This is a genomic window from Crossiella sp. CA198, from assembly GCF_052078295.1.
GTDB lineage: Bacteria > Actinomycetota > Actinomycetes > Mycobacteriales > Pseudonocardiaceae > Crossiella.
Genome location: NZ_JBQJIM010000014.1, coordinates 234,406 through 257,321 on the forward strand (window position 1 = coordinate 234,406; position 22,916 = coordinate 257,321).

26 protein-coding genes are annotated in these 22,916 nt (G+C 71.8%); 19 read left to right on the forward strand and 7 right to left on the reverse strand.

What is annotated here, in order from left to right:
• The first annotated feature begins 59 nt into the window (after positions 1–59).
• The 7 genes from ACTOWY_RS24470 (at position 60) to ACTOWY_RS24500 (ending at position 7,216) form a co-directional block, all read left to right on the forward strand.
• Positions 60–773, forward strand: a complete 714-nt coding sequence (locus tag ACTOWY_RS24470) for an ABC transporter ATP-binding protein (RefSeq protein WP_441311994.1) — start codon at positions 60–62, stop codon at positions 771–773.
• Positions 770–1,525, forward strand: a complete 756-nt coding sequence (locus ACTOWY_RS24475; protein WP_441311995.1) for a hypothetical protein — start codon at positions 770–772, stop codon at positions 1,523–1,525. Before ACTOWY_RS24470 ends, ACTOWY_RS24475 begins: the two co-directional genes overlap by 4 nt.
• Before the next feature lie 15 nt (positions 1,526–1,540).
• Positions 1,541–3,136 (forward strand): sensor histidine kinase, encoded by a 1,596-nt coding sequence (locus ACTOWY_RS24480; RefSeq protein ID WP_441311996.1) that lies wholly within the window; start codon positions 1,541–1,543, stop codon positions 3,134–3,136.
• Between the two features lie 125 nt (positions 3,137–3,261).
• Positions 3,262–3,918 (forward strand): response regulator, encoded by a 657-nt coding sequence (locus tag ACTOWY_RS24485; RefSeq protein WP_441311997.1) that lies wholly within the window; start codon positions 3,262–3,264, stop codon positions 3,916–3,918.
• A 123-nt stretch (positions 3,919–4,041) separates the two neighbouring features.
• Positions 4,042–4,434 (forward strand): hypothetical protein, encoded by a 393-nt coding sequence (locus ACTOWY_RS24490; RefSeq protein WP_247757010.1) that lies wholly within the window; start codon positions 4,042–4,044, stop codon positions 4,432–4,434.
• A gap of 51 nt (positions 4,435–4,485) precedes the next feature.
• The gene (locus tag ACTOWY_RS24495; RefSeq protein ID WP_441311998.1) at positions 4,486–4,869 is read left to right on the forward strand and encodes a hypothetical protein; all 384 of its coding nucleotides are present in this window, start codon (positions 4,486–4,488) and stop codon (positions 4,867–4,869) included.
• Position 4,870: 1 nt separating this feature from the next.
• On the forward strand, positions 4,871–7,216 hold the full coding sequence (locus ACTOWY_RS24500) for a DUF4132 domain-containing protein (RefSeq protein WP_441311999.1): 2,346 nt from the start codon (positions 4,871–4,873) through the stop codon (positions 7,214–7,216).
• On the opposite strand, the gene ACTOWY_RS24505 is transcribed toward ACTOWY_RS24500, so the two are convergent.
• On the reverse strand, positions 7,213–8,487 hold the full coding sequence (locus ACTOWY_RS24505; RefSeq protein ID WP_441312000.1) for a sensor histidine kinase: 1,275 nt from the start codon (positions 8,485–8,487) through the stop codon (positions 7,213–7,215). The two genes, ACTOWY_RS24500 and ACTOWY_RS24505, sit on opposite strands and share 4 nt — an antisense overlap.
• 170 nt (positions 8,488–8,657) lie before the next feature.
• Here ACTOWY_RS24505 and ACTOWY_RS24510 point away from each other — a divergent pair, with 170 nt between their 5' ends.
• From ACTOWY_RS24510 to ACTOWY_RS24525, 4 genes are read left to right on the forward strand one after another with little or no spacing between them, the layout of a single operon-like run.
• A complete protein-coding gene (locus ACTOWY_RS24510) occupies positions 8,658–9,047 on the forward strand; it encodes a VOC family protein (protein WP_441312001.1) in 390 nt (129 codons plus the stop codon).
• A gap of 4 nt (positions 9,048–9,051) precedes the next feature.
• Positions 9,052–9,966, forward strand: a complete 915-nt coding sequence (locus ACTOWY_RS24515; protein ID WP_441312002.1) for a sigma-70 family RNA polymerase sigma factor — start codon at positions 9,052–9,054, stop codon at positions 9,964–9,966.
• Positions 9,967–9,975: 9 nt separating this feature from the next.
• On the forward strand, positions 9,976–11,529 hold the full coding sequence (locus tag ACTOWY_RS24520) for a hypothetical protein (RefSeq protein WP_441312003.1): 1,554 nt from the start codon (positions 9,976–9,978) through the stop codon (positions 11,527–11,529).
• 40 nt (positions 11,530–11,569) lie between these two features.
• Entirely contained in the window at positions 11,570–12,412 is an 843-nt protein-coding gene (locus ACTOWY_RS24525) for a GNAT family N-acetyltransferase (protein WP_441312004.1), read from the forward strand.
• A 365-nt stretch (positions 12,413–12,777) separates the two neighbouring features.
• Here ACTOWY_RS24525 and ACTOWY_RS24530 read toward each other — a convergent pair whose 3' ends face one another.
• The gene (locus ACTOWY_RS24530; protein WP_441312005.1) at positions 12,778–13,518 is read right to left on the reverse strand and encodes an HAD family hydrolase; all 741 of its coding nucleotides are present in this window, start codon (positions 13,516–13,518) and stop codon (positions 12,778–12,780) included.
• 51 nt (positions 13,519–13,569) lie between these two features.
• On the opposite strand from ACTOWY_RS24530, the gene ACTOWY_RS24535 reads away from it, so the two are divergent.
• From ACTOWY_RS24535 to ACTOWY_RS24545, 3 genes are read left to right on the forward strand one after another with little or no spacing between them, the layout of a single operon-like run.
• Complete coding sequence (locus tag ACTOWY_RS24535) at positions 13,570–14,508, forward strand: PAC2 family protein (RefSeq protein ID WP_441312006.1); 939 nt, start codon at positions 13,570–13,572, stop codon at positions 14,506–14,508.
• Between the two features lie 32 nt (positions 14,509–14,540).
• Complete coding sequence (locus ACTOWY_RS24540) at positions 14,541–15,647, forward strand: MFS transporter (protein WP_441312042.1); 1,107 nt, start codon at positions 14,541–14,543, stop codon at positions 15,645–15,647.
• Between the two features lie 37 nt (positions 15,648–15,684).
• Positions 15,685–16,482 (forward strand): SDR family oxidoreductase, encoded by a 798-nt coding sequence (locus ACTOWY_RS24545; RefSeq protein ID WP_441312007.1) that lies wholly within the window; start codon positions 15,685–15,687, stop codon positions 16,480–16,482.
• Here the strand turns inward: ACTOWY_RS24545 and ACTOWY_RS24550 are convergent.
• The gene (locus ACTOWY_RS24550) at positions 16,479–17,039 is read right to left on the reverse strand and encodes a TetR/AcrR family transcriptional regulator (protein WP_441312008.1); all 561 of its coding nucleotides are present in this window, start codon (positions 17,037–17,039) and stop codon (positions 16,479–16,481) included. The two genes, ACTOWY_RS24545 and ACTOWY_RS24550, sit on opposite strands and share 4 nt — an antisense overlap.
• Before the next feature lie 11 nt (positions 17,040–17,050).
• Positions 17,051–17,872, reverse strand: a complete 822-nt coding sequence (locus ACTOWY_RS24555) for a class I SAM-dependent methyltransferase (protein WP_441312009.1) — start codon at positions 17,870–17,872, stop codon at positions 17,051–17,053.
• Between the two features lie 133 nt (positions 17,873–18,005).
• Here ACTOWY_RS24555 and ACTOWY_RS24560 point away from each other — a divergent pair, with 133 nt between their 5' ends.
• The 4 genes from ACTOWY_RS24560 to ACTOWY_RS24575 all read left to right on the forward strand — a co-directional run bounded on the left by ACTOWY_RS24560 (position 18,006) and on the right by ACTOWY_RS24575 (position 20,700).
• Positions 18,006–18,581 carry an RNA polymerase sigma factor gene (locus ACTOWY_RS24560; RefSeq protein WP_441312010.1) on the forward strand — a complete coding sequence of 192 codons (576 nt, stop codon included), beginning with the start codon at positions 18,006–18,008 and terminating at the stop codon, positions 18,579–18,581.
• Positions 18,578–19,540 carry a CU044_5270 family protein gene (locus tag ACTOWY_RS24565; protein WP_441312011.1) on the forward strand — a complete coding sequence of 321 codons (963 nt, stop codon included), beginning with the start codon at positions 18,578–18,580 and terminating at the stop codon, positions 19,538–19,540. Before ACTOWY_RS24560 ends, ACTOWY_RS24565 begins: the two co-directional genes overlap by 4 nt.
• Positions 19,541–19,607: 67 nt before the next feature.
• Positions 19,608–20,456 (forward strand): helix-turn-helix domain-containing protein, encoded by an 849-nt coding sequence (locus tag ACTOWY_RS24570; protein WP_441312012.1) that lies wholly within the window; start codon positions 19,608–19,610, stop codon positions 20,454–20,456.
• Positions 20,457–20,469: 13 nt separating this feature from the next.
• Positions 20,470–20,700, forward strand: coding sequence for a DUF397 domain-containing protein (locus ACTOWY_RS24575; RefSeq protein ID WP_441312013.1), 231 nt, complete (start codon positions 20,470–20,472; stop codon positions 20,698–20,700).
• On the opposite strand, the gene ACTOWY_RS24580 is transcribed toward ACTOWY_RS24575, so the two are convergent.
• The 3 genes from ACTOWY_RS24580 to ACTOWY_RS24590 are packed head-to-tail and all read right to left on the reverse strand — an operon-like array spanning position 20,633 to position 22,148.
• Complete coding sequence (locus tag ACTOWY_RS24580; RefSeq protein ID WP_441312014.1) at positions 20,633–21,247, reverse strand: GNAT family N-acetyltransferase; 615 nt, start codon at positions 21,245–21,247, stop codon at positions 20,633–20,635. The two genes, ACTOWY_RS24575 and ACTOWY_RS24580, sit on opposite strands and share 68 nt — an antisense overlap.
• Positions 21,244–21,741: a GbsR/MarR family transcriptional regulator gene (locus tag ACTOWY_RS24585; protein ID WP_441312015.1), complete on the reverse strand. Its 498-nt coding sequence runs from the start codon at positions 21,739–21,741 to the stop codon at positions 21,244–21,246. The genes ACTOWY_RS24580 and ACTOWY_RS24585 overlap by 4 nt, the downstream gene beginning before the upstream one ends.
• Positions 21,738–22,148 carry a nitroreductase family deazaflavin-dependent oxidoreductase gene (locus tag ACTOWY_RS24590; protein ID WP_441312016.1) on the reverse strand — a complete coding sequence of 137 codons (411 nt, stop codon included), beginning with the start codon at positions 22,146–22,148 and terminating at the stop codon, positions 21,738–21,740. Before ACTOWY_RS24590 ends, ACTOWY_RS24585 begins: the two co-directional genes overlap by 4 nt.
• Positions 22,149–22,280: 132 nt before the next feature.
• Between ACTOWY_RS24590 and ACTOWY_RS24595 the strand changes: the two genes are divergently transcribed.
• Complete coding sequence (locus tag ACTOWY_RS24595) at positions 22,281–22,847, forward strand: helix-turn-helix domain-containing protein (RefSeq protein WP_441312017.1); 567 nt, start codon at positions 22,281–22,283, stop codon at positions 22,845–22,847.
• Positions 22,848–22,916: the final 69 nt, after the last annotated feature.

The window sequence follows — 22,916 nt, forward strand, 5'->3', positions numbered from 1 at the left end:
GCGGCCCGCTCGACTTTGGGCAACTGACGGAGTGACCTGCGCTTTTCTACCGTTGTGTCATGTTTGAGGCAGAGAACGTCAGCAAGCGGTTCGGGCGCCGCACGGTGTTGGACGGGGTGTCCTTCGCCGCGGCGCCCGGACAGGTCACCGCACTGGTCGGGCACAACGGCGCGGGCAAGACCACCCTGATGCGCAGCGCGCTGCGGCTGGCCCGGCCCGACGCAGGCCGGCTGCTCGTGCTCGGCAAGAACGTCCGCGACTACCCCTCGGTCGGGCGGGTCGTGGGCAGTTCGCTGGACGCCTCCGCGCTGCCACCCAACTGGACCGGCAGGCTCGCGGCCACCCTCATCGCCGACCTGCTCGGCCTGCCCGCGCACGCCGCCGAGGAGATGCTCGCCAGGGTCGACCTCAGCACGGCCGCCGGGGACCGCGTCCGCACCTACTCCCTGGGCATGCGCCAGCGCCTGGCCCTCGGGCTCGCGCTGCTCGGCGACCGGCCGGTGCTGCTGCTGGACGAACCCACCAACGGCCTGGACCCGGTGGCCCAGCGCTTTGTCCGGGACACCCTGGCCGAACGCGCCCTGGCCGGGGCGACCGTGCTCGTCTCCAGCCACGACCTGCTCGCCCTGGAGACCTACGTCGACCGGGTGGTGCTCATCCGGGAAGGCCGGATCGTGCTGGACGAGTCGATCCAGGTGCTGCGCGCCACCGGCGCCAGCCTGGAAGAGCTGTACCTGCAAGCCCACGACACGGAGCTGAGGAAAGCCGGATGACCACCCTGACACCCACGCCCATCGGCCTGCCGCTGCTGGTCAAAACCCACCTCGGCACCCTCCGCGCGCACCGCGCCGGACTGCTCGCGCTGCTGCTGCCCGCGGCGCTGGGCACCGTCGTGCTGATCACGGTGCTGGCCAACATCAGCTCGTTCACTCCGGACAAGCAGACCACCGGGCTCGCGCTCTACCTCAGTCTGCTGGTGCTGCTCGCCCCAGTCGCCGGGGCGGTGCTCGCGGTCGACCCGTGGGCCCGGCGCGGCGTGGCCGTGGTGCTGGGCGTCAGCTCCGGCCGCGGCCGCTGGTTCGGCGCCCAGGCCATCTCCGCGCTGCTGGCGGGAGTGCTCGGCTTCGGCCTGGCCACCGCGCTCGGCGGGATCACCATCGCGGGCTTCGCCGCCGCGGGCGGGCAGAGCGTGGGCAGTCTGGACGGGCTGCTGCTGGAGGGCTTCGGCAGCCTGATGCTGGCCTACGCCTTCGGTTTCGCCCTCGGCGCGGCCACCCGCAGCGTGCTGTTCAGCCTGCTCATCGCGATCGGGGTGCCGTTCGTGCTCAGCGCCGTGCACGGCCTGGCCACCCTCTCGCCACTGGCCACCGACATCCTGTCCTGGCTCAACGTCACCGCCGCCTTCTCCCGGCTGTTCAACCCGGGCGAGCTGCCGCTGTGGCAGGCGATCACGCTGACGGTGCTGGCCATCGGCGGGCCGCTGGCCATCGCGGTGAGCCGCAACGCCACCGCCGACCTGCGCTGAAACTAGACTGCCCAGATGGACACCACTGCCCGGCAGCCGTGGCTGGGCATCTCCGGCTGGCGGCAGTGGACCCTGGAGGGCGGGCTCTACCTGCTGGTCGGGATCTCCGTGCTGCTGCTGCCGCCCTGGCCGATGGCCACCGAGGTCGCCATCCCGGCGGTGACCTTCACCGCGGTCTCGCTGTTCCTGCGCCGCCGTTTCCCGGCCACCGCGCTGGTCGTGGGCGCGCTCGGGGTGGGCGCGGTGGGCATCCCGCTGGCCTACGCGGCGGGCAGGCGGATCGGGCCGCTGTATAGGCTGCTCGCCGCCGCGCTCGGCCACTTCGCGGTGGCCGCCGCGGTGTCCCCGCTCTACGGGGACAGCGTGGTGGCCAGCATGATGGCCCTGGGCTTCAACGTGATCATGACGTTGTGGTTCATCCTGCTGCCCGCGGTGCTGGGGCGCAGCAGCGCCCGGCGCAGCCTGCTGGTGGAGGCGCTGCGGGAACGCGCGGAGTACCTGGAACGGGAACGCCGCTCGCTGGTCGCCGAGGCGCGGATCCGGGAACGCACCCGGATCGCGGTGGACATGCACGACAGTCTCGGCCACCACCTCACCCTGATCTCCCTGCAGGCCGGCGGGCTCAAGCTCGCGGCCAGCCAGGATCCGGCCCAGGCCGAGGCCGCCGGGATCCTGCACGACACCGCGCGGCGGGCCATGGAGGAGCTGCGGGAGATCATCGGCGTGCTCGGCCAGGACAGCCAGGACGTGCCACTGCACGCCCGCCGCCTGGACCAGCTGCCCGAACTGCTGGAATCCGCGCGCAGCAGCGGTGCCAGGGTCAGCCAGGCCGAGACCGGCCAGGCGGTGCCGCTGCCCCGGCCGATCGAGAACGCGCTCTACCGGGTCACCCAGGAGGGCCTGACCAACGCGCTGCGGCACGCCCCCGGCGGCGCGGTCACCGTGCGGCTCAACTACGAGTCCGACGCGGTGATCATCGAGGTGGTCAACACCGCGGCCACCGCACCGCCGAGGGGTGGCGGCAGCGGGCAGGGGCTGACCGGGCTGCGGGAGCGGGTGCGGCTGGCCGGGGGCGTGCTGCACGCCGCGCACACCGCCGACGGCGGCTTCCGGGTCGCCGCGGTGCTGCCCTTCGAGGGCGAGCCCGCCGCCGAGACCGAGGCGGACCTCGACGCCCCGCTGACCACCGTGCCCGCCACCCATCCGCTGGCCCGCACCGAGGTCAGCACCCTGATGCAGACCATCCGGCACCGCCCGGTGCTCACCGGCCTGGCCATCAGCGGACTCGTCCTGTTCAGCCTGTTCTCCTTCGTCGGGGCCATCGTCTGGGTGATCATCCGCAACGGGGAGATGCTGGTGCCCGAGCGGTTCCACGAGGCCAGGCTCGGGGAGACCGAACAGGTCATGGTGGAACGCTTCGGCGAGGCCAGCGCGGGGGCCGAGACTCGCATCGGCGACCAGGCCGGCCCGGTGCCGGAGGGCACACGCTGCCGGTACTACTACGTGGAGGGCTCCGAACTGCCGGAGAACCGGACCGAGGCGTTCCGGTTCTGCTTCCGGGACGGCCAGCTGACCCAGAAAGATCGGTTGGTCGTCAAACGACCGTTCTGATGTGCCCCGTCGCCGCCGCTCGCCCCGGCTGGATCATTTCCCCGTCGCCGCGGCTCGCCCCGTGCCGGTGTGCGAGCATCTCCCAGCAAGGGCGAGGGCCGGGCGCGGCCAAGTGGGAGGCACACGTGGTCCGGGTGATCGTCGCCGATGACGAACCGCTGGTGCGCGCGGGCATCAAGCTCGTGCTGTCCGCGGCCGAGGACATCGAGGTGATCGCCGAGGCCGGCGATGGCCGCGCGGCCATCGCCGAGGTCACCGCGCGCTCGGCCGACGTGCTGCTGCTCGACATCCGGATGCCCGGCATGGACGGCCTCTCCGCCCTGGCCGAGCTGACCAAACTCGCCCCGGACACCCGGGTCGTCATCCTCACCACCTTCGGCGAGTCCGAGTACATCGGCCGGGCCCTGGACGCCGGGGCCGCCGGGTTCCTGCTCAAGGACTCCGCGCCCGAGGAACTCATCCGCGCCGTGCAGGTGGTGGCCGCCGGTGAGGCCTACCTGTCCCCGTCGGTGACCAAGTGGGTGATCGGCCGGGTCTCGGCCACCGGCGGCACCGCGAAGGCGGTGGACGCCCAGCGCCGCCTGGACGTGCTCACCGACCGCGAACGCGAGGTCCTCGAACTGCTCGCCCAGGGCCTCTCTAACGCCGACATCGGCGGGCGGCTCTACATGAGCGAGGCCACCGTCAAGATGTATGTCAGCCGGGTGCTGGGCAAACTCGACTGCTCGAACCGGGTGCAGGCCGCGATCCTGGCGCATGAGGCCGGGATCGGTGGCACCTGAGATGGACCCCGGGGTAGACCTTCGTGAGCGCGGCCCCAGACTTCAGAGTGATGTGGTCAGCGCCCCCGCCGGAGGAGTCTGGCTGAGTCGGCGGCAGCGGTGGGGGAAGGAACAGTCGGGGTGATGAACCGGAGAGTCCGCAACGCCATGGGGATCGGTGTGGGCGTGGTGCTGACGGTGACCCTGGTCGCCTTCATCGCAGGCTGCTGGATCCTCAAGGCCTGGGACGGCATGGCCCTGGAGCGCAGCACCTACGACGCGGTCAGCGTGGGCCAGAGCAAGGCCGAGGCGGACCGGATCCTGCCGCACGGCAGCTCAAAGATGCTGGCCCGCTACCGCCAGCAGGGCCCGCCGAAACCGCGAGGGGCCAACTGCAGGCACTTCCTGTCCAAGGACGAGCAGCCCAGCGGGCGCGGCGGCATCGTGGTGTACCGGTTCTGCTTCGTCACCAACACCGTGGTGGAGAAGAGCCGGTTCGAGGCGGTCAAGGACAACCACAAGAACCCCCGCCCCTGAGCCGTCCGGCCGGGATTGTCGGTGGCGGCTGCCATAGTCCGCGCCGTGGGGATGAACATCGTCATTACCGACGCGACACCGACCGGGCAGCAGACCGCCCGGCTGCTGCTGGCCGGGGTGCCCAGCCCGATCACGCTGCGGGAGCTGATCCGCTTCCGGGTCCGGGAGGAGGTCGCCCGGCACAACGCGCGCCCGGCGGCCCGCTTCGCCGGGCTGGTCACGCCCTCGGCGGCGGAGACCGCGCTCAACGGCTACCGGTCCCGGCGACGGCTGGACTGGGAGGCCGCCGCGGACACCGCGGTGCGGGCGTTCGGGCGCAACGGTTTCTTCGTTTTCGTCGGCGACCGCCAGGTCGGTGACCTGGACGAGCAGCTGACCCTGACCGAGGCCGACGAGGTGAGCTTTGTCCGGCTGGTTCCGCTGGTGGGGGGCTGAGGTGTCCTGGAAGGACCACGAGAACCGGGCCAAGGACCTGATGGTCCCGCTGCGCGAGGGCCGGTTCGAGGACTGGGCGCTGGGGCTGGCCGGGGAGCCGCCGGAGCGGGTCGGGTCGGCGCTGATGACGCTGGTGCGCCTGACCGCGGGTGGGCGGGTGAGCAACGGCCACTGGTGGGAGCTGCGCGAACTGGTCACCGCGGTGCTGCGCGTCCCGTTCACCGTCACCCCCGAGGACGCCGAACAGGCCGCCGCGGTGGCGATCAAGGCTAAGCACGGCGATGTCCTGGTGCCCTTCCGGGTCGCCGCGGCGCTGGCCCGGCAGGCCGGATCGGTCGAGGCCACCCGGACGTTGCTGGCCGCGCTGAACCAGCGGGCTGACCTGGCCCCGGAGGACCGCGGTTCGTTGCGGTCCCGGCTGGCGGCGGCGTTGCCCGAGGAGCAGGGCGCGGAACTGGATCTCTCGGTGCTCTTCGGCGAGGACGGCTGGGCGATCGCCGTGCGCGCGGAGCTGACCGGGCACGACCCGGCGGCCGCCACCGCCGTGCTGCGGCAGCTGGCCACCGCGCCCGGCAGCAAACCCACCAAGACCTGGACCACCGGCACCGCAACGGTGTTCGCCCAGCCCGGGACCCTGGCCGTGCTGCGCGCCCTGCTGGACCGGGTGGCCGACGCCGCACCCGTCCCGGTGGACTGCGTCTGGGGCGAGCAGCTGCCCATCGTCGTGCATGACCGCAACGCCGACCTGGTCCGCGCCGCGGCCTGGGCGACCGGTCAGCTGCGGCCGGAGTGGGCGGTGACCGCGCTGGTGCGGGTGGCCCAGCGATCGCTGAGCACCGGGGACGGGTGGATCACTAGCCAGAAGGTGCCCAACTCCGCCTACTTCGCGCTCGGCCTGCTCGGCACCGCCGAGGCCGTGCAGGCGTTGCTGCGCCTGGACGCGGCCACCCGCAACAACGGCGACCGCAAACTCATCGCCGCCGCGCTGACCACGGCAGGCGCACGCCTGGGCCTCTCCCCCGGTCAGCTGGCCGAGCGGATGGTGGACGACGCCGGGTTCGACGCCGACGGGGTGGCCGAGCTGAGCCACAACGACGTGCGGGCGCGGGTGCTGCTCGGCGCGGATCTCGGGATCACCGTGCGCTGGCAGGACGGGACGGACTGGGTGGCCAAACCGCCCGCGACGGCCGAGGAATCGACGGTGCGAACGCTCAAGCGGCGGATCACCGAGGTCAAGGCCGTGATCGCGGGCGAGCGGCGCCGGGTGGAGGGTCTCTTCGCCGAGGACCGTGAATGGGACCAGGCCGAGTGGCGCCAGTACTACCTGGAGCACCCGATCACCGGCCGGATCGCCGCCCGCCTGCTGTGGACCGTTGGCGAGACCACCGGGCTGCCCCAGCACGGGCGGCTGCTGACCCTGGACGGCGAGATCGACTTCCCCGCGGGCCCGGTACGGCTGTGGCATCCGGCGCGGGCCGCCACCGAGGAGGTCGCGGCCTGGCGGACCTGGCTGCTGACCGAGGAATTCCGCCAGCCGTTCAAGCAGGCCTTCCGTGAGGTCTACCTGCTCACCGACGCCGAACGCGCCACCGGGACCTACTCGAACCGGTTCGCCGCGCACGTGCTGCGCTACGCCCAGACCTACGCGCTGTTCAAGGAACGTGGCTGGGTCGCCAACTACCTCGGCCCCTACGACGGCGGCTACGAGGGCCGGGCCCGCCGGGAGTTCCGGGACGCCGGGCTGACCGCGGTCTTCGAGCACTTCGCCACCGACGCCAACGCGCACGGACCGGCCGAACTGTGCTCCACCGACCGGATCTGGTTTCACCGGGCCACCGACCGGGCCAAGACCCCGCTCACCCTGGACGAGGTCCCCGAACTGGTCTTCACCGAGGCCATGCGCGACGTGGACCTGTTCGTCGGGGTCTGCTCGATCGCCCTGGACCCCAACTGGGTGGACCGCGGCGAGGACCCGCACTTCGGCTACTGGCAACAGGTCAGCTTCGGCGAGCTGAGCGCGCGGGCCCAGGTCCGCCGGGACGTCCTAGCTCACCTGCTGCCCAAACTCGCCTTGGCCGACCGGGTCGAGCTGACCGAGCGGTTCGTCCGGGTGCGCGGCAACCTGGCCAGCTACCGGGTGCACCTGGGCTCGGCGAACGTGCTCATCGAGCCCGACGACCGCTACCTGTGCATCGTGCCCGGCAACCGCGGCAAGGGCGGGAAGGTGCTGCTGCCCTTCGACGGCGACGACCAGCTCAGCGTCATCCTGTCCAAGGTGCTGTTGCTGGCCAAGGACGACCGGATCACCGACCCGACCATCACCAGCCAGCTGCGCAACCGCGCTTAGTTCTCGCCGCTGACCACGGTCGGCACCGGCTCGCACGGCAGGTCCATCACCACCACGGTCGGCCCGCCCGCCGGGCTGGTCACCATGACCCGTCCGTCGAAGGCGGACAGCCGCCGTTCGATGCCGCGCAGGCCGGTGCCGCCGCTGGGGTTGGCCCCGCCCTGCCCGTCATCGCCGACCAGCACGTGCAGCTGGCCCTCGGAATGGGTCACCCGCACCCACGCCTTGGCCGCGCCGCTGTGCTTGACCACGTTGGTCAGCGCCTCGGCCACCGCGAAGTAGGCCGCGGACTCCACTGGCGCGGGCAACCGGCCGGGCAGTTCGATCTCCACATCGGTGGGCAGCGGGTTGGCCAGCACCAGCGCCTGAACCGCCCCGGCCAGCCCGCGGTCGGCCAGCACCGGCGGGTGGATGCCGCGCACCAGGTCTCGCAGCTCCGAGAGCGCCTGGGTGTTGGCCTGCCGGGCCTCGGCCAGCAGCTCCTGCGCGGCCTTCGGGTCCTTCGTCATGAGTTGCTCGGCCATACCCAGGCTCATGCCCATGGCGACCATCCGGGCCTGCGCCCCGTCGTGCAGGTCGCGTTCGATCCGGCGCAGCTCGGCGGCCTGGGTGTCCACCGCGTCCGCCCGCGATTCGGCCAGTTCACGCACCCGGGTGACCAGCATGGTCTTCTCGGTGGGGGCCAGCAGTGCCCTGGCCAGGATGGCGTAGCCGCGGAAGATCCACTGGCTGCCGATGTACCACAGCGCCAGGTAGACCAGGCCGTGTCCGGTGCCGACGAAGAAGGCCGAGGCCCAGGAGTCGATGGTCCAGAAGGTCAGGGTGAAGCTGCTGCCCTCGGGCAGGAACGGCCAGATGAACCAGGGCAGCGCGACGATCCCGCCCAGCCCGGCGAAGAACAGGGCCAGCACGATCGCGCAGACCGCGATGCCCACCAGGAGGTTCAGCGGCAGCCAGGCGAAGTCCCGCCAGCTCGCCGGATCGCTGACCACGTGCCGCAGCAGCCGGAAGAACCCCTTGTCGGTGCGCGGCCGGTACGGGCGGCCGATCCGGACGCCGAGCACGGCGCCGGCCCAGCGGCGGTGCAGGTCGGTGTAGCCGCGCAGGATCGCGAAGCACAGGATCGACATGGGCAGGCCCAGCCACACCGTGTACAAGGCGAAGGAGGCCACCACCAGACCGAACAGCGCGATGCCCAGTCCCGCGTAGACGACCAGCGGAATCGTCCAGCTCAGCAGGGCGAACCTGCCCACGCGGTGTGCCACGGCCATTCGTCAGATCCTCCCCAGCGCGACTGCAACCCGCTCATTCTCGCTGGTGGCCCCGGACCGGCGCAGTGGTGGTGGACCTACCGTCGTGGTGGTGCGGGGATCCCTCCGGTTACCTTTGCCCGCCCGCTCCCGTCATACCGGCGACACCGACAGTGGAGTGGAGGACCAGGATGCTGAAGAACATCATGTTCGTGACGGTCTGCGTCACCGATCAGGACCGGGCGCTGGAGTTCTACACCGAGGGGCTCGGCCTGGAGAAACAGATCGACTACCCGGGGGCGGAGGGCCGCTTCCTCACCGTGGGGGTGCCCGGCGGCCCGGTGCAGATCATCCTGTGGGCGCACGAGGCGGACCCGCGAGTCGAGGCGTGGCAGCTCGCCGCACCCGGTCCGCTGGTCCTGGAGTCCGACGACCTGCGCAAGGATTTCGAGGTGATGCGCGGGCGGGGCGTGCCCTTCGACCGGTCCGAACCGGAGGACTACCCCTTCGGCGTGCGCATCGCGGCGGTGGACCCGGACGGCAACCGGATCTCGCTGCGCGAACCGCGCCGGGCCCGGTGAGGTGATGACCGACCCCAGCCAGGCGAACCTGGTGGCCGCGGCGTTCCAGGCCCAGCGCGACCGGCTGCGCGCCCTCGCCTATCGCGTGCTCGGCTCGCACGCCGACGCCGAGGACGCGGTCCAGGAGGCCTGGCTGCGGGTCGCCCGCCAGGACACCGCGACCATCGACAATCTGGCGGGCTGGCTGACCACGGTGGTCGGCCGGATCAGCCTGGACGTCCTGCGCTCCCGCCAGACCCGCCAGGAGACCACCTACGGCGAGGAGGTGCCCGGATACGTGATCACCGTCGACGACGGCCCCGAACCGGCCGAGCACGCCGCGCTCGCCGACTCGGTCGGGCTGGCCCTGCTCGTCGTGCTGGACTCGCTCGGACCGGGTGAGCGGCTGGCCTTCGTGCTGCACGACCTGTTCGGGGTGCCCTTCGCCGAGATCGGCCAGATCCTGGGCAAATCCGCCGACGCCGCCAAGATGATCGCCAGCCGGGCCCGCCGCAAGGTGCGGGCCACCGAGCGGCCCACGGCGCCCAGCCGGGAGCAGCGCGCGGTGGTCCAGGCCTTCCGCGCGGCCGCGGCCGGTGGCGATTTCGCGGCGCTGCTGCGGGTGCTCGACCCGGACGTGCGGCTGGCGGTGGACACCCCGGGTGGGGTGGTGGTCACCCTGGGCGCCACCGCGGTCGCCTCCGGCGCGCGCCTGGCCGCGGGCGCGGTCGCCCGGCACCAGGCGGTGCTGGTCAACGGCCTGCCCGGGTACGTGTCCTGGCGGGCGGACGGCACGCCGCTCTCGGTCATCTCCTTCACCGTCGCCGACGGCCGGATCACCGCCATCGCGATCCTGGTCGATCCGGCCCGGCTCGCCGCCGTGGGTCTTCCGGACACCGTCGGCGGGGAAGGGCCCGGCGTTGTCGGTGCCGACCGCTAGGTTGCCCGGGTGGCCTTACGGGGGATCTTCATCAAGGACGACTACCTGCCCGAGTACGGCACCCTGGTGCTGATCGACGCCTTCCGCGGCGGTGATCCGGAGCCGCCCGAGGGCGGCGAGCAGCTCACCGACGGCGCCCTGGACCTGCAGCCGGGCGGGACGGTGGCGGTGGCCGGGTGGGGGTGGCTGCACGGCAACGCCTTCGACGGCTACCACCGGGTCGCCCTCGAACTGCACGACGCGGCCCCGCCGCCGGAGCGGGTGGCCTGGACCGAGGTGGTCGAGACGCCCTACCTGAGCTACTCCGGGTTCGTCGGGCTGACCTTCCTCACCGGCGGACTCATCGAGGAGGGCCTGGACCTGGGCGCGCCAGGGGCCTACCGGGTCCGGGTGTCCAACCGGGCCGCCGAGGACGAGGGGCTGCTGTGGCGGTTGCAGTTCTGGCCAGCCGAACCGGAACCGCCGCGCTGGCACGCCCGCGGCGAGCGGAGCGCGGACCGGTCGAAGTGGTTCGTCACCGACCTGATCATGATGGGCGCGTGGAGCGAGCTGACCGGGCGGCGCTGGCGGCTGGCCGAACTGGCCGACTGGCTGCTGGTGGACCGCACCACCGTGCTCGACGCGCTCGAACAGGTCGCCGACCAGGGCACCGTGGTCGCCACCGGGGACCTGCTCGGCGAGTTCGCGCTGACCACGAACCCGCCACGGGAAGCAGGCCACACCGGTATCACCAGCGGCGTCACCCAGCTGCCGCCGCCCGGCGCGCCCTGGGACTCCCCCGGGTACCGGCCGCCGGCGGGTCCGCCGCCACTGGCCGGGATCCTCGGCCAGGACGGCACGCTGACCCGCTGGGTCGACGGCGCGCCGCTCACCTGCCCGAGCGTGCCCAATCCCCGGCGGGCCCTGGACACCCCCTACGGCGTGGTCGTCTTCGGTGAGCAGACCGTGCTGGTGCGGCCCGGCGGCGAACTGCTGCGGCTGGGTAGCGGGCACCTACCCGGCACGGCGCGGCTGGAGCCGGACGGCAGGCGGCTGTGCGTGGACGAGCACCACATCGGCCGCCAGTCCTACCGGCGGCGGCACCACCTGGACCTCCTCGACGGCGCGCGCAGGCTGGAGTGGCTGCCCGAGTACGAGTGGCCGACCGGGCCGGTCAGCCAGGCCGACTCGCGGTCCGGGCTGATGCTCACCGTCGCCTCCGCCGACGATGTGGTGCTCACCGGGCCCGGCGGGCTGCGCCGGGAACTGTGGCTGCCCAGCACGGTGCGGCTGGCGCCCGGCGGCGCGGGCCTGTTCACCACCAGCCACGCCCCACCCGCGCTGACCTGGTTCGACCTGGCCGAAGCCGATCCCACCGGGGTCGTGCGCTGGCTGCCCGGCGGGATCCAGCCCGACCGTGGCCTGGTCTGGGAGACACCCACGCAGGTGGTGGTGACGGTGGATCCGCGGGACTGGTCGCGGGTCGGGGCCCGGCTGCTCCGGGTCGAGTTGGGGCGCGGCGAGTACCAGGCCGTGCCAGGGGAAGGCGTGCTGGTGGTGGAGCCATGGTTCAGCGTGGGCTAAAAGTATTTGCCGCGGGCCGCCCCGGGGCGATGCTGCTCGCATGATCGCCCCGACCACGCCGTTCGAGCGGCTCACCCCGGCTGACCTGCCCGCCTGCTCCGCGCTGGCCCTCGATCGCGAGTGGCCGCGGGAGGAACGCAAGTGGCGGTTCCTGATGGGCGTCGGCGAGGTGCACGCGCTGCGCGCCCCCGACGGCGGCCTGGCCGCAACCATGGTGCTCACCCGCTACCGGGCCGAGCTGATCGCGGTCAGCATGGTCCTGGTCGCCGCCCGCTTCGCCCGCCAGGGCCTGGGCACACGCCTGATGCGGCACGCCATCGACCAGGCGGGCGGGGCCACCCTGGCGCTGACCGCCACCGTCCAGGGCCTCGGCCTGTACGAGCAGCTCGGCTTCATCTCGCACGGCCGGATCCAGTCCCGCCGGGGCCGGTTCCAGGCCGAACCCGGCGCCGCCGGGCACAGCCGCGCGGCCACCCCGGCCGACCTCGCCGCGGTCCTGGAACTGGACCTCGCGGTGTTCGGCGCCGACCGCTCCCCGGTGCTGCGCCGCCTGCACTCCTTCGCCGAACACCTCCGGGTGATCGAGGTCGACGGCAGACTGGCCGGGTTCGCCGCGGCCTGGCGCAATGACGACCACCTGGTGCTCGGCCCGGTGGTGGCGCAACGCCCCGAACTGGCCCAGGCCCTGCTCACCGACCTGGCCCTGGCCGCGGGCGCGGCCGAGGTGCGCATCGACGTCGACGACCTGCACACCGGCCTGGCCGACTGGGTGGCGGCCCGCGGACTGACCCCCGGTTTCGCCTCGACGATCATGACCTACGGTGGTCCGCTGCCCGCTGACCGGAGCCGCCTCTACAGCCCCCTGATGCAGGCACTGGGCTGAGCCATCCGGCCGCATCATTTCCCGGTGACCTGCGGATATCGAAAATCCAACTAATTTCGATGGCAGCCACCCGGCGAGTTGGGCATTATTGGTGTTGCACCACATTGTTTGGTGACAACAGAACTGGGGAGCGTTTCCATGGGGGAAAAATGGGGATCGCTCGGCAATGCCGGGGGAAGGCAGAGCCGGCGGGCGCGACAGCACACGCGGGGCTGGGACCAGTCAGCCCGTAAGAGCAGGCAGAGGGGTGAAAGGTGACCAGCACCTGACCTGACTGCCGCACCGGCGGCCGGGAAATGCACGTTGCGTTTTTCCGGCCGCCGGAAACGGTGATCTATTCGTTACGCAAGCTTGGCAACCTTTTATCAACGAGCGGTGTCGTCAATATGTTCCGCAGGTAATCCGGCCAGCGTGGCCAGGTCGAGGTTCTCCAGGGTGTCGCGGAAGACGCGTCGGGGGCCTGGCTCGACCGGCACCTCACACGGCACCACCAGCACCGTGCACCCGGCCGCGGCCGCCGAGGCCGCGCCGGTGGGCGAGTCCTCCACCACCACACAGTCGGCGGGGGCGACCCCGAGACGGGCGGCCGCGGTCAGATACGGCTCCGGATGCGGTTTGGTCCGGCTGACCTCATCGCCACACAGGGTGAAGTCGAAGAACTCCCGGCCGATGCTGTCCAGGGCCAGCTCGGTCAGCTCCCGCTGGGTGGAGGTCACCAGCGCGGTCGGCAACCCGCTCGCGCGCACCATCCGCAGCGCCTCCAGGGCGCCCGGCCGCCAGGGCAGGCCCAGGGTGAACAGCTCGGCGGTGCGCTTGGTCAGCCAGGCCGAGGCCGCCGCCAGCTCCGGCTCGACGTGGTCGAGGCCGAGTTCGGTGAACAGCATCGCGATGGTGCGCTCCTGGTTGGAGCCGACCATCGCCTGCCGGGTGGGCAGGGACAGCGTGCCGCCGAGTTCGGCGGCCAGATCGTCCAGGGAGATGTCCCAGACCTTCTCCGAGTCGACCAGGGTGCCGTCCATGTCCCACAGCACGGCGGCCGGGAAACCCGTGGTCCTGGCGGGTCGCGGCAAGGCTTCTAACAGCGGCGACACGTCATGATCAGACATGCCGACAGCCTACGGGCCCGTACCGGGGGTGCTGGGCCTTAGTCTTGCCCGGTGACAGATCCCGAAGAGCGCCCCGCAGCATCCGAGGACACCCAGGCTGACCCGCCGACCCTCGTCAACCCGGTGCTCATCGCGGCTTTCGAAGGGTGGAACGACGCAGGTGACGCGGCCAGCACCGCGATTGAGCACCTCCAGCTCACCTGGGACGCCACCCCGCTGGCGGAGATCGACCCGGACGACTACTACGACTTCCAGGTGACCAGGCCCACTGTGCACATGGTGGACGGGGTCACCCGGCGGGTCGAGTGGCCCACCACCAGGCTGTCGGTGTGCCGCCCGCCCGGCGCGGACTTCGACGTGGTGCTCATGCACGGCATAGAGCCGAACATGCGCTGGCGGGCCTTCTGCGCCGAGCTGCTGCACCACGTGGAGAGCCTGGGCGTGACCACGGTGGTGACCCTCGGCGCGCTGCTGATGGACATCGCGCACACCCGCCCGGTGCAGGTCACCGGCACCGCCTACGACGCGGAGTCGGCGGCCACCTTCGGGCTGGAACGCTCCCGCTACGAGGGCGCCACCGGCATCGTCGGGGTCTTCCAGGACGCGTGCGTGCAGATGGGCGTGCCCGCGATCTCCTTCTGGGCCGCGGTCCCGCACTACGTCTCCCAGCCGCCCTCACCCAAGGCCACCCTGGCGCTGCTGCACCGGGTGGAGGAGGTCCTGGACCTGGAGGTGCCCCTGGGCGCGCTGCCGGAACAGGCCGAGGAGTGGGAGCGCACGGTCTCGGAGATGGCCGAGGAGGACGAGGACGTGGCCAGCTACGTCCGGTCCCTGGAGGAGCGCGGCGACCCCGACGGCGACATCAACGACCGGCTCACCGAGCTGAGCGGGGACGCCATCGCCGCGGACTTCGAGCGGTACCTGCGCCGTCGCGGCGGCCGGGGCGGACGCGGTGATCAGCCGGGGCCGCACGGTCCGGGCGCGCGCTGAGCGGGTTACCCGGGCGCCTCGCGGTCGCCGGGCTGTACGCGGGCGGGTTCCTCGGCCCGTTCGGCGGTGGCGTGGTGGCCTCGATGCTGCCGGAGCTGGGCGAGGCGTTCCAGCTCTCCGCCGGGGCCGCCTCGGCCTCACTCACCGTGTACATGATCCCTTTCGCCGGGTTCATGCTGTTCTCCGGCACCTGGGGTCAGCGCTGGGGCGCCCGCCGCACGGTGATCACCGCCTACCTGGTGTACGTGGCCGCCTCGCTGGGCTGCGCGCTGGCCCAGGAGGAGTACCTGTTCCTGGCCGGGCGCGCGGTGCAGGGGGCGGCCAACGCCTTCGTCACTCCCCTGCTGCTGGGCGCGCTGGCCGCGATCACCCCGCAGGCCCGGCTGGGCCGCACGCTGGGCTGGTTCGCCTCCATGCAGGCCGCCGGGCAGACCTCCGCACCGCTGATCGGCGGCCTCGCGGCTGAGGTGAGCTGGCGTTATGCCTTCCTCGGGGTGGCCGTGGTGGCGGCGGGGCTGGCGGTGCTGGGCTTGCCGGGCGGCGAGTCCGGACCGCGACGCTCGGCCAGTCTGCGCACCGCGTGGCGACCGGCGGTGCTGCGTGCAGGCCTGGTCGCCGGGATCGGCTGGGGCTGCCTGGGCGGACTGTCCTACCTGGTGGCGCTGCGCCTCGACGATGACTTCCAGCTCTCCGCGGGCACCAGGGGACTGGTGCTGACCGGGTTCGGGCTGACCGGGATCCTCACCGCGCGGGCGGTCGGCCGGGCCATCGACCGCTTCGGCGCCCGCCGCTGCGTGCTGACCGGCACGGTGCTCGGCGGCGTGCTGCTGGCCGGGGTCGGCCTGGTGCCCTCCCTGCTCGCGGTCGGCCTGCTGTGGGCGGCGGCCGGCCCGGCCATGCAACTGATCATGGTCGGGCTGAACGCGCTGGTCCTGGCAGGGAACGGCGACAACCGCGGCGGGGCCGTGTCGGTGGTGCAGTCCCTGCGCTTTGGCGGCGGCGCCCTCTCCCCCGTGGCCTTCGTCCCCGTCTACCACCTGGATCCCCTGGCCGCGTTCCTGCTGCCCGCGGCTCTGCTGCTAACCACCGCACCTGTGGTACTTCCGCGGATACCGCCTGGTCAGGGCACGGAGAAATAGTTCGCCACAGTCGTGGTGACTCGCTAGCGTGCCCCTCGTGGCCGATCTTGGACGTGACCCGTTCCCGCTGCGTGGCCGAGTCGCCCTGGTGACCGGCGTGAGCCGGGTGGCCGGCATCGGCTACGCCACCGCCCGCCGCCTGCACGCCTACGGCGCCGACCTGCTGTTGCACCACCACAGCCCACACGACGCCGACCAGCCTTGGGGTGCGGAACCCCTGGCGGAGGTCCTCGAAGGGGTGCGCGCGGCCGGTGACGCCCGGGTCGAGGAGATCAGCGGCGACCTGGTCGCCCCCGACGCGCCCGCCCGGATCGTGGATGCGGCCATCGAACGGTTCGGCCGCCTCGACATCCTGGTCTGCAACCACGCCCGCAGTGGCGGCGACGGCACCCTGCGCGAGATGACCGCGGCCAAGCTGGACGAGCACTACGCGGTGAACACCCGCTCCACCCTGCTGCTCACCCAGCGCTTCGCCCACCACTTCCAGGCGGGCCGCGGCGGCCGGGTGGTGTTCCTGACCTCCGGCCAGCAACTCGGCCCGATGCGCGGCGAGGTGGCCTATGCCGCGGCCAAGGGCGCGCTGGCCGCGATCACCGCCACGGTCTCCGACGAACTGGCCGAGGCCGGCATCACGGTCAACGCGGTCAACCCGGGCCCGGTGGACACCGGCTGGGCCACTCCCGACCTGGCCGAGTTCGTCGCGAAGAGTTCCCCCTCGGGCCGCTGGGGCCGCCCCGACGATCCGGCCCGGCTGATCGCCTGGCTGGCCACCGACGAGGCCGAGTGGATCACCGGCCAGGTGCTCAACAGCGAGGGCGGCTTCCGCCGCGGCTAACGCGGGTGCACGCCGTCCAGGGCGAGGGTCAGCAACCGGCTCGCGGTGGCGGTGCCCTCCGGCGCCTGCTCGGTGAGCAACGAGATCGCGCTGACCAGCGTCAGCAGATCGCCGAGCCCCACTCCGTCCCGCACCGCCCCTGCCCGCTGCGCCCGCCGCAACAACTCACCCCCCGCTTCGCTGATCATCGCGTGCCACCCCACCCCGTCCCCGGCCACGGGCAACACCGACGCCGCCAGCCCCCGGTTGGCCGTGGCCAGCGCCGCGAACTCCTGCAACCAACCCACCAGCGCCGCCCCCGGTTCCAGGGTCTCGGCCAGCACATCGGCCTGATCACACAACCCCTGGACCCGATCCCGGAACACCGCTTCCAGCAGGGTGCGGCGAGACGGGAAGTGCCGGTGCAAGGTCGCCGACCCGACCCCGGCCTGCCGGGCGATCTCCTCCAGTGACGCCTCGGCGCCGTCCCTGGCGAAGGCCACCTCGGCCGCGGCGAGAATCCGGTCATAGTTGCGTTGCGCGTCCGCGCGCATCGGCCGCTCCGGCACAGAGGTCATCCTAACCATGATCAGAACCGATACCGGACCAGCCTGCTGACCCGCCGCAACGGCCCGAACCGGTCCGCGAACCGCGCCACGAGCTGATAGAGGTGCGGCAGCCGATTGAGTCCCCGCAACCGCACCGCCGTCACCTCCTCGACCAACCGAACCCCCGGCACCAGCCGCTCCAGGTCCCGCGCGTCGTCCAGGCCCCACCGGAACCGTGCCCCCATCCGCCGCAACAACGGACTGAGGTTCCCGACCCGGATGCTGAGCCGGTTCATCGCGTCGAAGTCGAGTTCGCCGCGCGGGAAGTGGTTGGTGACCCGGCGTAGGAGGGGTAGTAGTTCGGCTTCGGTGAGGTACATGGTCAGGCCTTCGGCGATCATTAGGCCGGGGCGGCCGGTGGGGAGCTGGCCGAACCAGGCGGGGTCGGTGACGGAGGCGCCGATCAGGTGGTAGCCGGCTTGCGTGACCGGCGGGAAGAGCCTGCGGCGCAGGTCGACGACATCGGGAAAGTCCACCTCGAACCAGTCCACGGTGGACGGTGGTGCCAGCCGCAGGTACCGGCTGTCCAGGCCACAGGCCAGGTGCAACACCACGGCGTCCGGATACCGCCGCAGAAAGGTCCGCACCCACTCGTCGAATTGCCGGGCCCGCATCGCCACCGCCATCGCCGAGGCGCGGTCGACCCGCAACCCGCCGAAGTCGTAGTCGATCCGCGCCACCAGCCGCTCAGCCACCTCATCCCGCAGGATCGGCTCCGGTTCCCGGCTGTGCAACGCCCGCCCGTAGAGCGTCACGAGATTGGTCTCCCGCACCTCGCGATAGTCGATCTTCTCCCGGTCCACTCACCCGATGATCGTCGCGTTCGCACCGCCCCGCATCCCCGGATGCCCTCGGTTTCGGGATTTTTCGCGGACGGTGGGAACCTGGGGGGTGGGGCGGACAGGAGGGGGTGTGGGGATATCCATTCGGGCTCGGTTGCGTGCGGGTGATCCGCGCGCCTTTGCGGAGTTGTTCGATGAGCATGCGGGGGTGGTGCATCGGCATGCGGCCCGGGTCACCGGGAATGTGGCGGTGGCTGAGGATGTGGTGTCGTTGACCTTTCTGGAGGCTTGGCGGGCCCGGGGGCGGCTGGATCCGGAGGGGGAGTCGGTGCGGCCCTGGTTGTTCGGGATCGCGACCAATGTGTTGCGCAATGTGACGCGGGCGGCTCGGCGGCATCAGGTCGCGCTGGGGAAACTGCCGCCGCCGGAGGTGGTGCCGGACTTCTCCGAGGAGCTGGTCGGCCGGTTGCATGATGGGGAGTTGGTGGCTCGGGTGACCGCGGCGCTGGGGAAGTTGCGGCGGGCTGAGCGGGAGGTGTTCACCTTGTGCGTGTGGGCGGGGCTCGACTATGCCGAGACCGCCTCGGCACTGGGGATTCCGGTGGGGACGGTGCGGTCTCGGCTTTCCCGGGCCCGGACGCGGTTGCGGGCCTGGGCGGCGGAACCGGGGGGCCGGGGCGGACAGGTATCGGGTGACCTGGGACTTTCGCCTGTGGAGAGTGGACTGTGAGCCTTGATCAAGAGCGGGTTGAGTTGACCCGGCTGTTGCCGCCGCCGGGGGATCCGGAACTGTCCGAACAGCGGCATGCCGAGTTGCGGGCGGAGTTTCTGCGCCGGGTGCACTCCCCCGCGCCGCGGTGGCGGTGGGCGCGGGTGCGGTGGCCGGTGCTGGCGATTCCGTTCGTCGTCGCGGCCGCGGTGGCCGCGGTGGTGCTGGTGGCGCCTGCTGTTCGGGACGCGGCGCCGGTGGGGTCGAACTCGCAGCTGGCGCGGCCGCCGGTGCGGAATGCGGCCGAGTTGCTGAGTAAGGCTGTGCAGGCGGTGCGGGCCCGGCCGCTGGTGGTTCGGCCCGATCAGTACCTCTACGTGGACAGCTTCAATCAGTGGCGGACGACTGTGGTGGGCGAGGACGGGAACGCCCGGATGCTTCCCGGGCCGGAGTTCAACCGGTTGGAGAACTGGTATCCGGGGGCCACCAGCGTCCGGGGTGCTTCCCGGAACAACGGTGGTGAGCTGCGGGAAGGGCAGAGCTGGGACGAGTCGGACCGGAACATTCCCCCGGTCAGCACGCTGCCCACCGACCCCGACAAGCTGCTCGCCCAGTTCTACGGGGCACTCCAACCGGACCAGCCCAGGGATTGGGGTGTGTTCCACCGGATTTTCGAGTTGCTGCGCAGTGGCGACGCGCCGCCTGATGTGCTCGTCGCCCTGTACCAGGCCGCGGCCCGGATTCCCGGGGTGCAGCTGGTGGGCGAGACGATGGACGCGAAGAGGCGGGCCGTGATCGCGGTCGGGTTCACCATCGGCGATGTGCGGGCCGACTTGTTGTTCGACCGGAACACCTTCGAATACCTCGGGCAGCACAGTGTGGCGCTCAAGGCTGACCAGTACCACCGGGAGGGGCAGAGCTTCGGGCCGGTGCTGATCATGCGGCGGGCTGTGGTGGATCGGCCGGGGCAGACGGCGTGATCACCTCATCGGGTCACGGGGCGGGCTGAGCCTGCTCGCAAATTTGCGTACAGGTATACGTGGGGTCATGTCCAGCCCGAAGCACGCCATCCTGCCTGGGCGCAGTGTCGGCGGTGAACTCCGCGCCCTGCGCAAACAGCGTGGGCTGACCTGCGTCCAGGTGGCCGCGGAACTGGGCTGGCAGGCCTCCAAGATCTCCCGGATGGAGACCGGCAAACAGGGCGTGACGCCGGCGGACGCGGCCTCCATGCTGGCCATCTACCGGGTGGTCGGGGTGGAGCGGCAGCGGTTGCTGACGCTGGCGCAGCGCGATGGCGAGGACGCCTGGTGGGAGCTGAGCGGGCCGCTGTCGGAGGAGGTCAAGACGCTCATCCGGCTGGAGAACGAGGCGATCCGGATCGACAGTTGCCAGCCGTTGCTGGTGCCGGGGCTGTTGCAGACCGCCGACTACACCCGGGCGCTGATGAAGGCGGGCGGCATGCCGGAGAGCGAGGTCGAGGGGCGGGTGGCGGTGCGGATGGGGCGGCAGGCGGTGCTCAGCCGGGACGTGCCGCCGGAGTACCACGCGATCATGGACGAGATGGCGTTGCGGCGGGTGCTGGGCAATCCGCGAGTGATGGCCCGCCAGCTCCGCCAGCTGGTGGACACCGCCGAGCGGCCCTCGGTGACCCTGCAGGTGCTGCCTTTCGACCTGGGTGGGCACGCGGGCCTGGATGGGCCGTTCACCCTGCTCGACTTCGCCGAGCAGGGGCCGGTGGCCTTCCTCGATCACAAGATCTCCGGGTTGTTCCTGGACAAGCCGGAGGAGCTGGCCTTCTTCCAGCACGAGGTGGACAAGCTGATCGAGGTCGCGTTGAGCCCCGCCAGGTCGGTGGAGTTCATCGCCGGCCTGGCCAGGCAGTACGAACAAGCGTGAAGGAGCCGCACCGATGGACCGATGGACGAGCGCGCGCTGGCGGCGCAGCACCCGCAGCGGCACCGGCGCGGACTGCGTGGAGGTGGCCTGGGCGGACGGGCTGACCGGGGTGCGCGACTCCAAGCACGCCGGCGGGCCGGTGCTGGAGTTCGCGCCGCAACGCTGGCTGGCCTTCCTCAGCTCGGTTCCCGCCACATGCCGAACAGCGGTGGCGCCGCCGGGGGCAGGTCGAGTTTCTCGGTGACGGTGAAGCCGAACCTTTCGTAGTAGCCGACGTTGTCCCGCACGCATTCCAGGTAGGCGGGCGCGCGCAGGCCGGTGAGGCGGGCCCGCAGCAGCGCGCCGCCCACCCCGGAGCGCTGCCGGTCCGGGTCGGCGGCCAGCAGGGACAGGTACCAATGCGGTTCGCGCGGGCGGGCGGCGGCCAGGGCGTGGTCGACCGCCTTGCCGCGGCGGAGGAACTCGCGGAAGTTGCCGGGGCCCATGGCGGTCAGGATGGCCGGGATCAGCAGGAGTTTGTGCCAGCGGCCGCCGTGCGCCGGGCCGGGCGGGGCCCACACGCCGCCGCCGAGTAATCGGTCCTGTTCGTCGAGCGCGACCTGCACGCCGCCGCCGGGCAGGTACTGGCGGCGCAACGCCTCGGCGGTCAGGCCGCCGTGCACCCGAGGGCGGCTGGGCGGGTCGAGGTAGACCCAGTTGATGAACTCGTCCCTGGCGAAGGCGCGGACCAGCAGGCCGGTCAGGGCCGGCACGTCGCCGGGTTCGGCGGGGCGGATGTGGATCCCGGTCACGGGGCGGCCCGTTCCGTCTGCCAGCGGGTGATCAGGTTGGGCAGTTGCTCGCGCATGTAGGCCAGGAACTCGCCGGTGACGGCCATCCGCCTGCCCGCGGGGGTGTCCGGGCCGAGTGCGACGGTGCCCTCGGTGGCCGCGGCCAGCAGATCGTCCAGGGCCCGGTTCTTGCGGGAGAGGGTGTCGTACCAGAACTCCTCGCCGACCCGGAAGACATCGCGCCGCTGCCCCGGCTCCCGGTCCCGGATGACCAGGCGGGTCTCGGTCAGGAAGCGCACCGCCCCGGACACCGCGGCTGGGCTGATCTCCAGCCGCTGGGCGATCTCCGCCGCGGTGTGCGCGCCCTGTTCGGAGGCCATGATCAGGGCGAAGACCCTGGCCGCCATCCTCGGCATGCCGCCCTCGGTCATGAGCAGGGCGAAGCGCTCCACGAACCGCGCCACCGCCTCCTCATCGCGCGGCCGCTCGGCCTCGGCGAACTCCGCCGCGCTCACCGGTGCCGCCGCAGCAACAGCACCGGGATGCGGCGGCTGGTGCCCGCCTCGTAGTCGGCGAAGTTCTTGTTGCGGGCCACCGCCTTGGCGTACCAGCGGACCCGCTCGGACTCCTCGGCGATCTCGGTCGCGGTGAAGGCGAAGGTCTCCGCGCCGATCTCGGCGGTGCCGACCGGGTTGGCCTTGAGGTTGTGGTACCAGGCCGGGTGCTGGTCCGCGCCGCCGTTGGAGGCCACCACGCCGAGCTGGTCGCCCTCCTGGAAGTACAGCGCCGGGCTGGTGCGGGGCAGCCCGGATCTGGCCCCGGTGGTGGTGAGCAGGACGAGGTCGGCTCCGGCGAACATGCCGCCGACCTGGCCCGCGCTGGCCCGGAACTCCTCGATCAGCTTCCGGTTGAACTCGTTCATACCCAGGGTTTACCACGATCATCGAGACGGTGGCGGCGGTTGTCCACAGGCCAGGAACCTGTCCACAACTTCGCGGAACGAGTTGCAGAAAAAAGTGTGCACAGGTTCCTTTGCACAGGTATGGTCACTGGCATGACCGAGTCTCCCCGGGAGCTGACCGACCCAGCGGCGCTGAAGGCCTTCGCGCATCCGCTGCGGCAGCGCATCCTGCGGGAGCTGCACCGCAACGGACCGGCCACCGCGACCACCCTGGCCACCGCGCTCGGGCAGAACACCGGGGCCACCAGCTACCACCTGCGCCAGCTCGCCCGGCACGACTTCGTCCGCGAGGACACCGAACTGGGCCACGGCAAGGAACGCTGGTGGCGGCCGGTCTCCAAGGACATCCGGTTCCCTCGGTCGGCGGGTCAGTCACCGGAGGTGCGGGCCGTGCTGGCCCAGCTCGCCGACGACGGACTGGCCGCGGACCTGGCCACCTACGCGCGCTTCGCCGAGCGTCGCGCGGAGTTCGGCGAGTGGGCCGACGCGGTGCCCTACTCGCGGGGCGCGCTCACGCTGACCCAGGAGGAACTGACCCGGTTCTTCGCCGACTACCTCGACCTGCTCAACCGGTACCGGGCCGAGCACGATCCGGCTGCCCCGGACTCGCGCCGGCTGCTGGTCAGGTGGGTGGCCTTCCCCGATCCGGGGGACGGCTGAGAAAGAAGTAAGGCCGGTGTCGCCGAGTTGCCGCTCGGCGACACCGGAGCAACGGAAGCACGCGCCATT

Excerpts from the sequence above, each read along its gene's own strand:
- ACTOWY_RS24550 (WP_441312008.1), bottom strand. The coding sequence starts at position 17,039 with ATGACCTCTGTGCCGGAGCGGCCGATGCGCGCGGACGCGCAACGCAAC.
- ACTOWY_RS24575 (WP_441312013.1), top strand. The coding sequence starts at position 20,470 with ATGGACCGATGGACGAGCGCGCGCTGGCGGCGCAGCACCCGCAGCGGC.
- ACTOWY_RS24525 (WP_441312004.1), top strand. The coding sequence starts at position 11,570 with ATGATCGCCCCGACCACGCCGTTCGAGCGGCTCACCCCGGCTGACCTG.
- ACTOWY_RS24490 (WP_247757010.1), top strand. The coding sequence starts at position 4,042 with ATGAACCGGAGAGTCCGCAACGCCATGGGGATCGGTGTGGGCGTGGTG.
- ACTOWY_RS24570 (WP_441312012.1), top strand. The coding sequence starts at position 19,608 with ATGTCCAGCCCGAAGCACGCCATCCTGCCTGGGCGCAGTGTCGGCGGT.
- ACTOWY_RS24495 (WP_441311998.1), top strand. The coding sequence starts at position 4,486 with ATGAACATCGTCATTACCGACGCGACACCGACCGGGCAGCAGACCGCC.
- ACTOWY_RS24470 (WP_441311994.1), top strand. The coding sequence starts at position 60 with ATGTTTGAGGCAGAGAACGTCAGCAAGCGGTTCGGGCGCCGCACGGTG.
- ACTOWY_RS24510 (WP_441312001.1), top strand. The coding sequence starts at position 8,658 with ATGCTGAAGAACATCATGTTCGTGACGGTCTGCGTCACCGATCAGGAC.
- ACTOWY_RS24590 (WP_441312016.1), bottom strand. The coding sequence starts at position 22,148 with ATGAACGAGTTCAACCGGAAGCTGATCGAGGAGTTCCGGGCCAGCGCG.
- ACTOWY_RS24515 (WP_441312002.1), top strand. The coding sequence starts at position 9,052 with ATGACCGACCCCAGCCAGGCGAACCTGGTGGCCGCGGCGTTCCAGGCC.
- ACTOWY_RS24475 (WP_441311995.1), top strand. The coding sequence starts at position 770 with ATGACCACCCTGACACCCACGCCCATCGGCCTGCCGCTGCTGGTCAAA.
- ACTOWY_RS24505 (WP_441312000.1), bottom strand. The coding sequence starts at position 8,487 with ATGGCCGTGGCACACCGCGTGGGCAGGTTCGCCCTGCTGAGCTGGACG.
- ACTOWY_RS24480 (WP_441311996.1), top strand. The coding sequence starts at position 1,541 with ATGGACACCACTGCCCGGCAGCCGTGGCTGGGCATCTCCGGCTGGCGG.
- ACTOWY_RS24530 (WP_441312005.1), bottom strand. The coding sequence starts at position 13,518 with ATGTCTGATCATGACGTGTCGCCGCTGTTAGAAGCCTTGCCGCGACCC.
- ACTOWY_RS24595 (WP_441312017.1), top strand. The coding sequence starts at position 22,281 with ATGACCGAGTCTCCCCGGGAGCTGACCGACCCAGCGGCGCTGAAGGCC.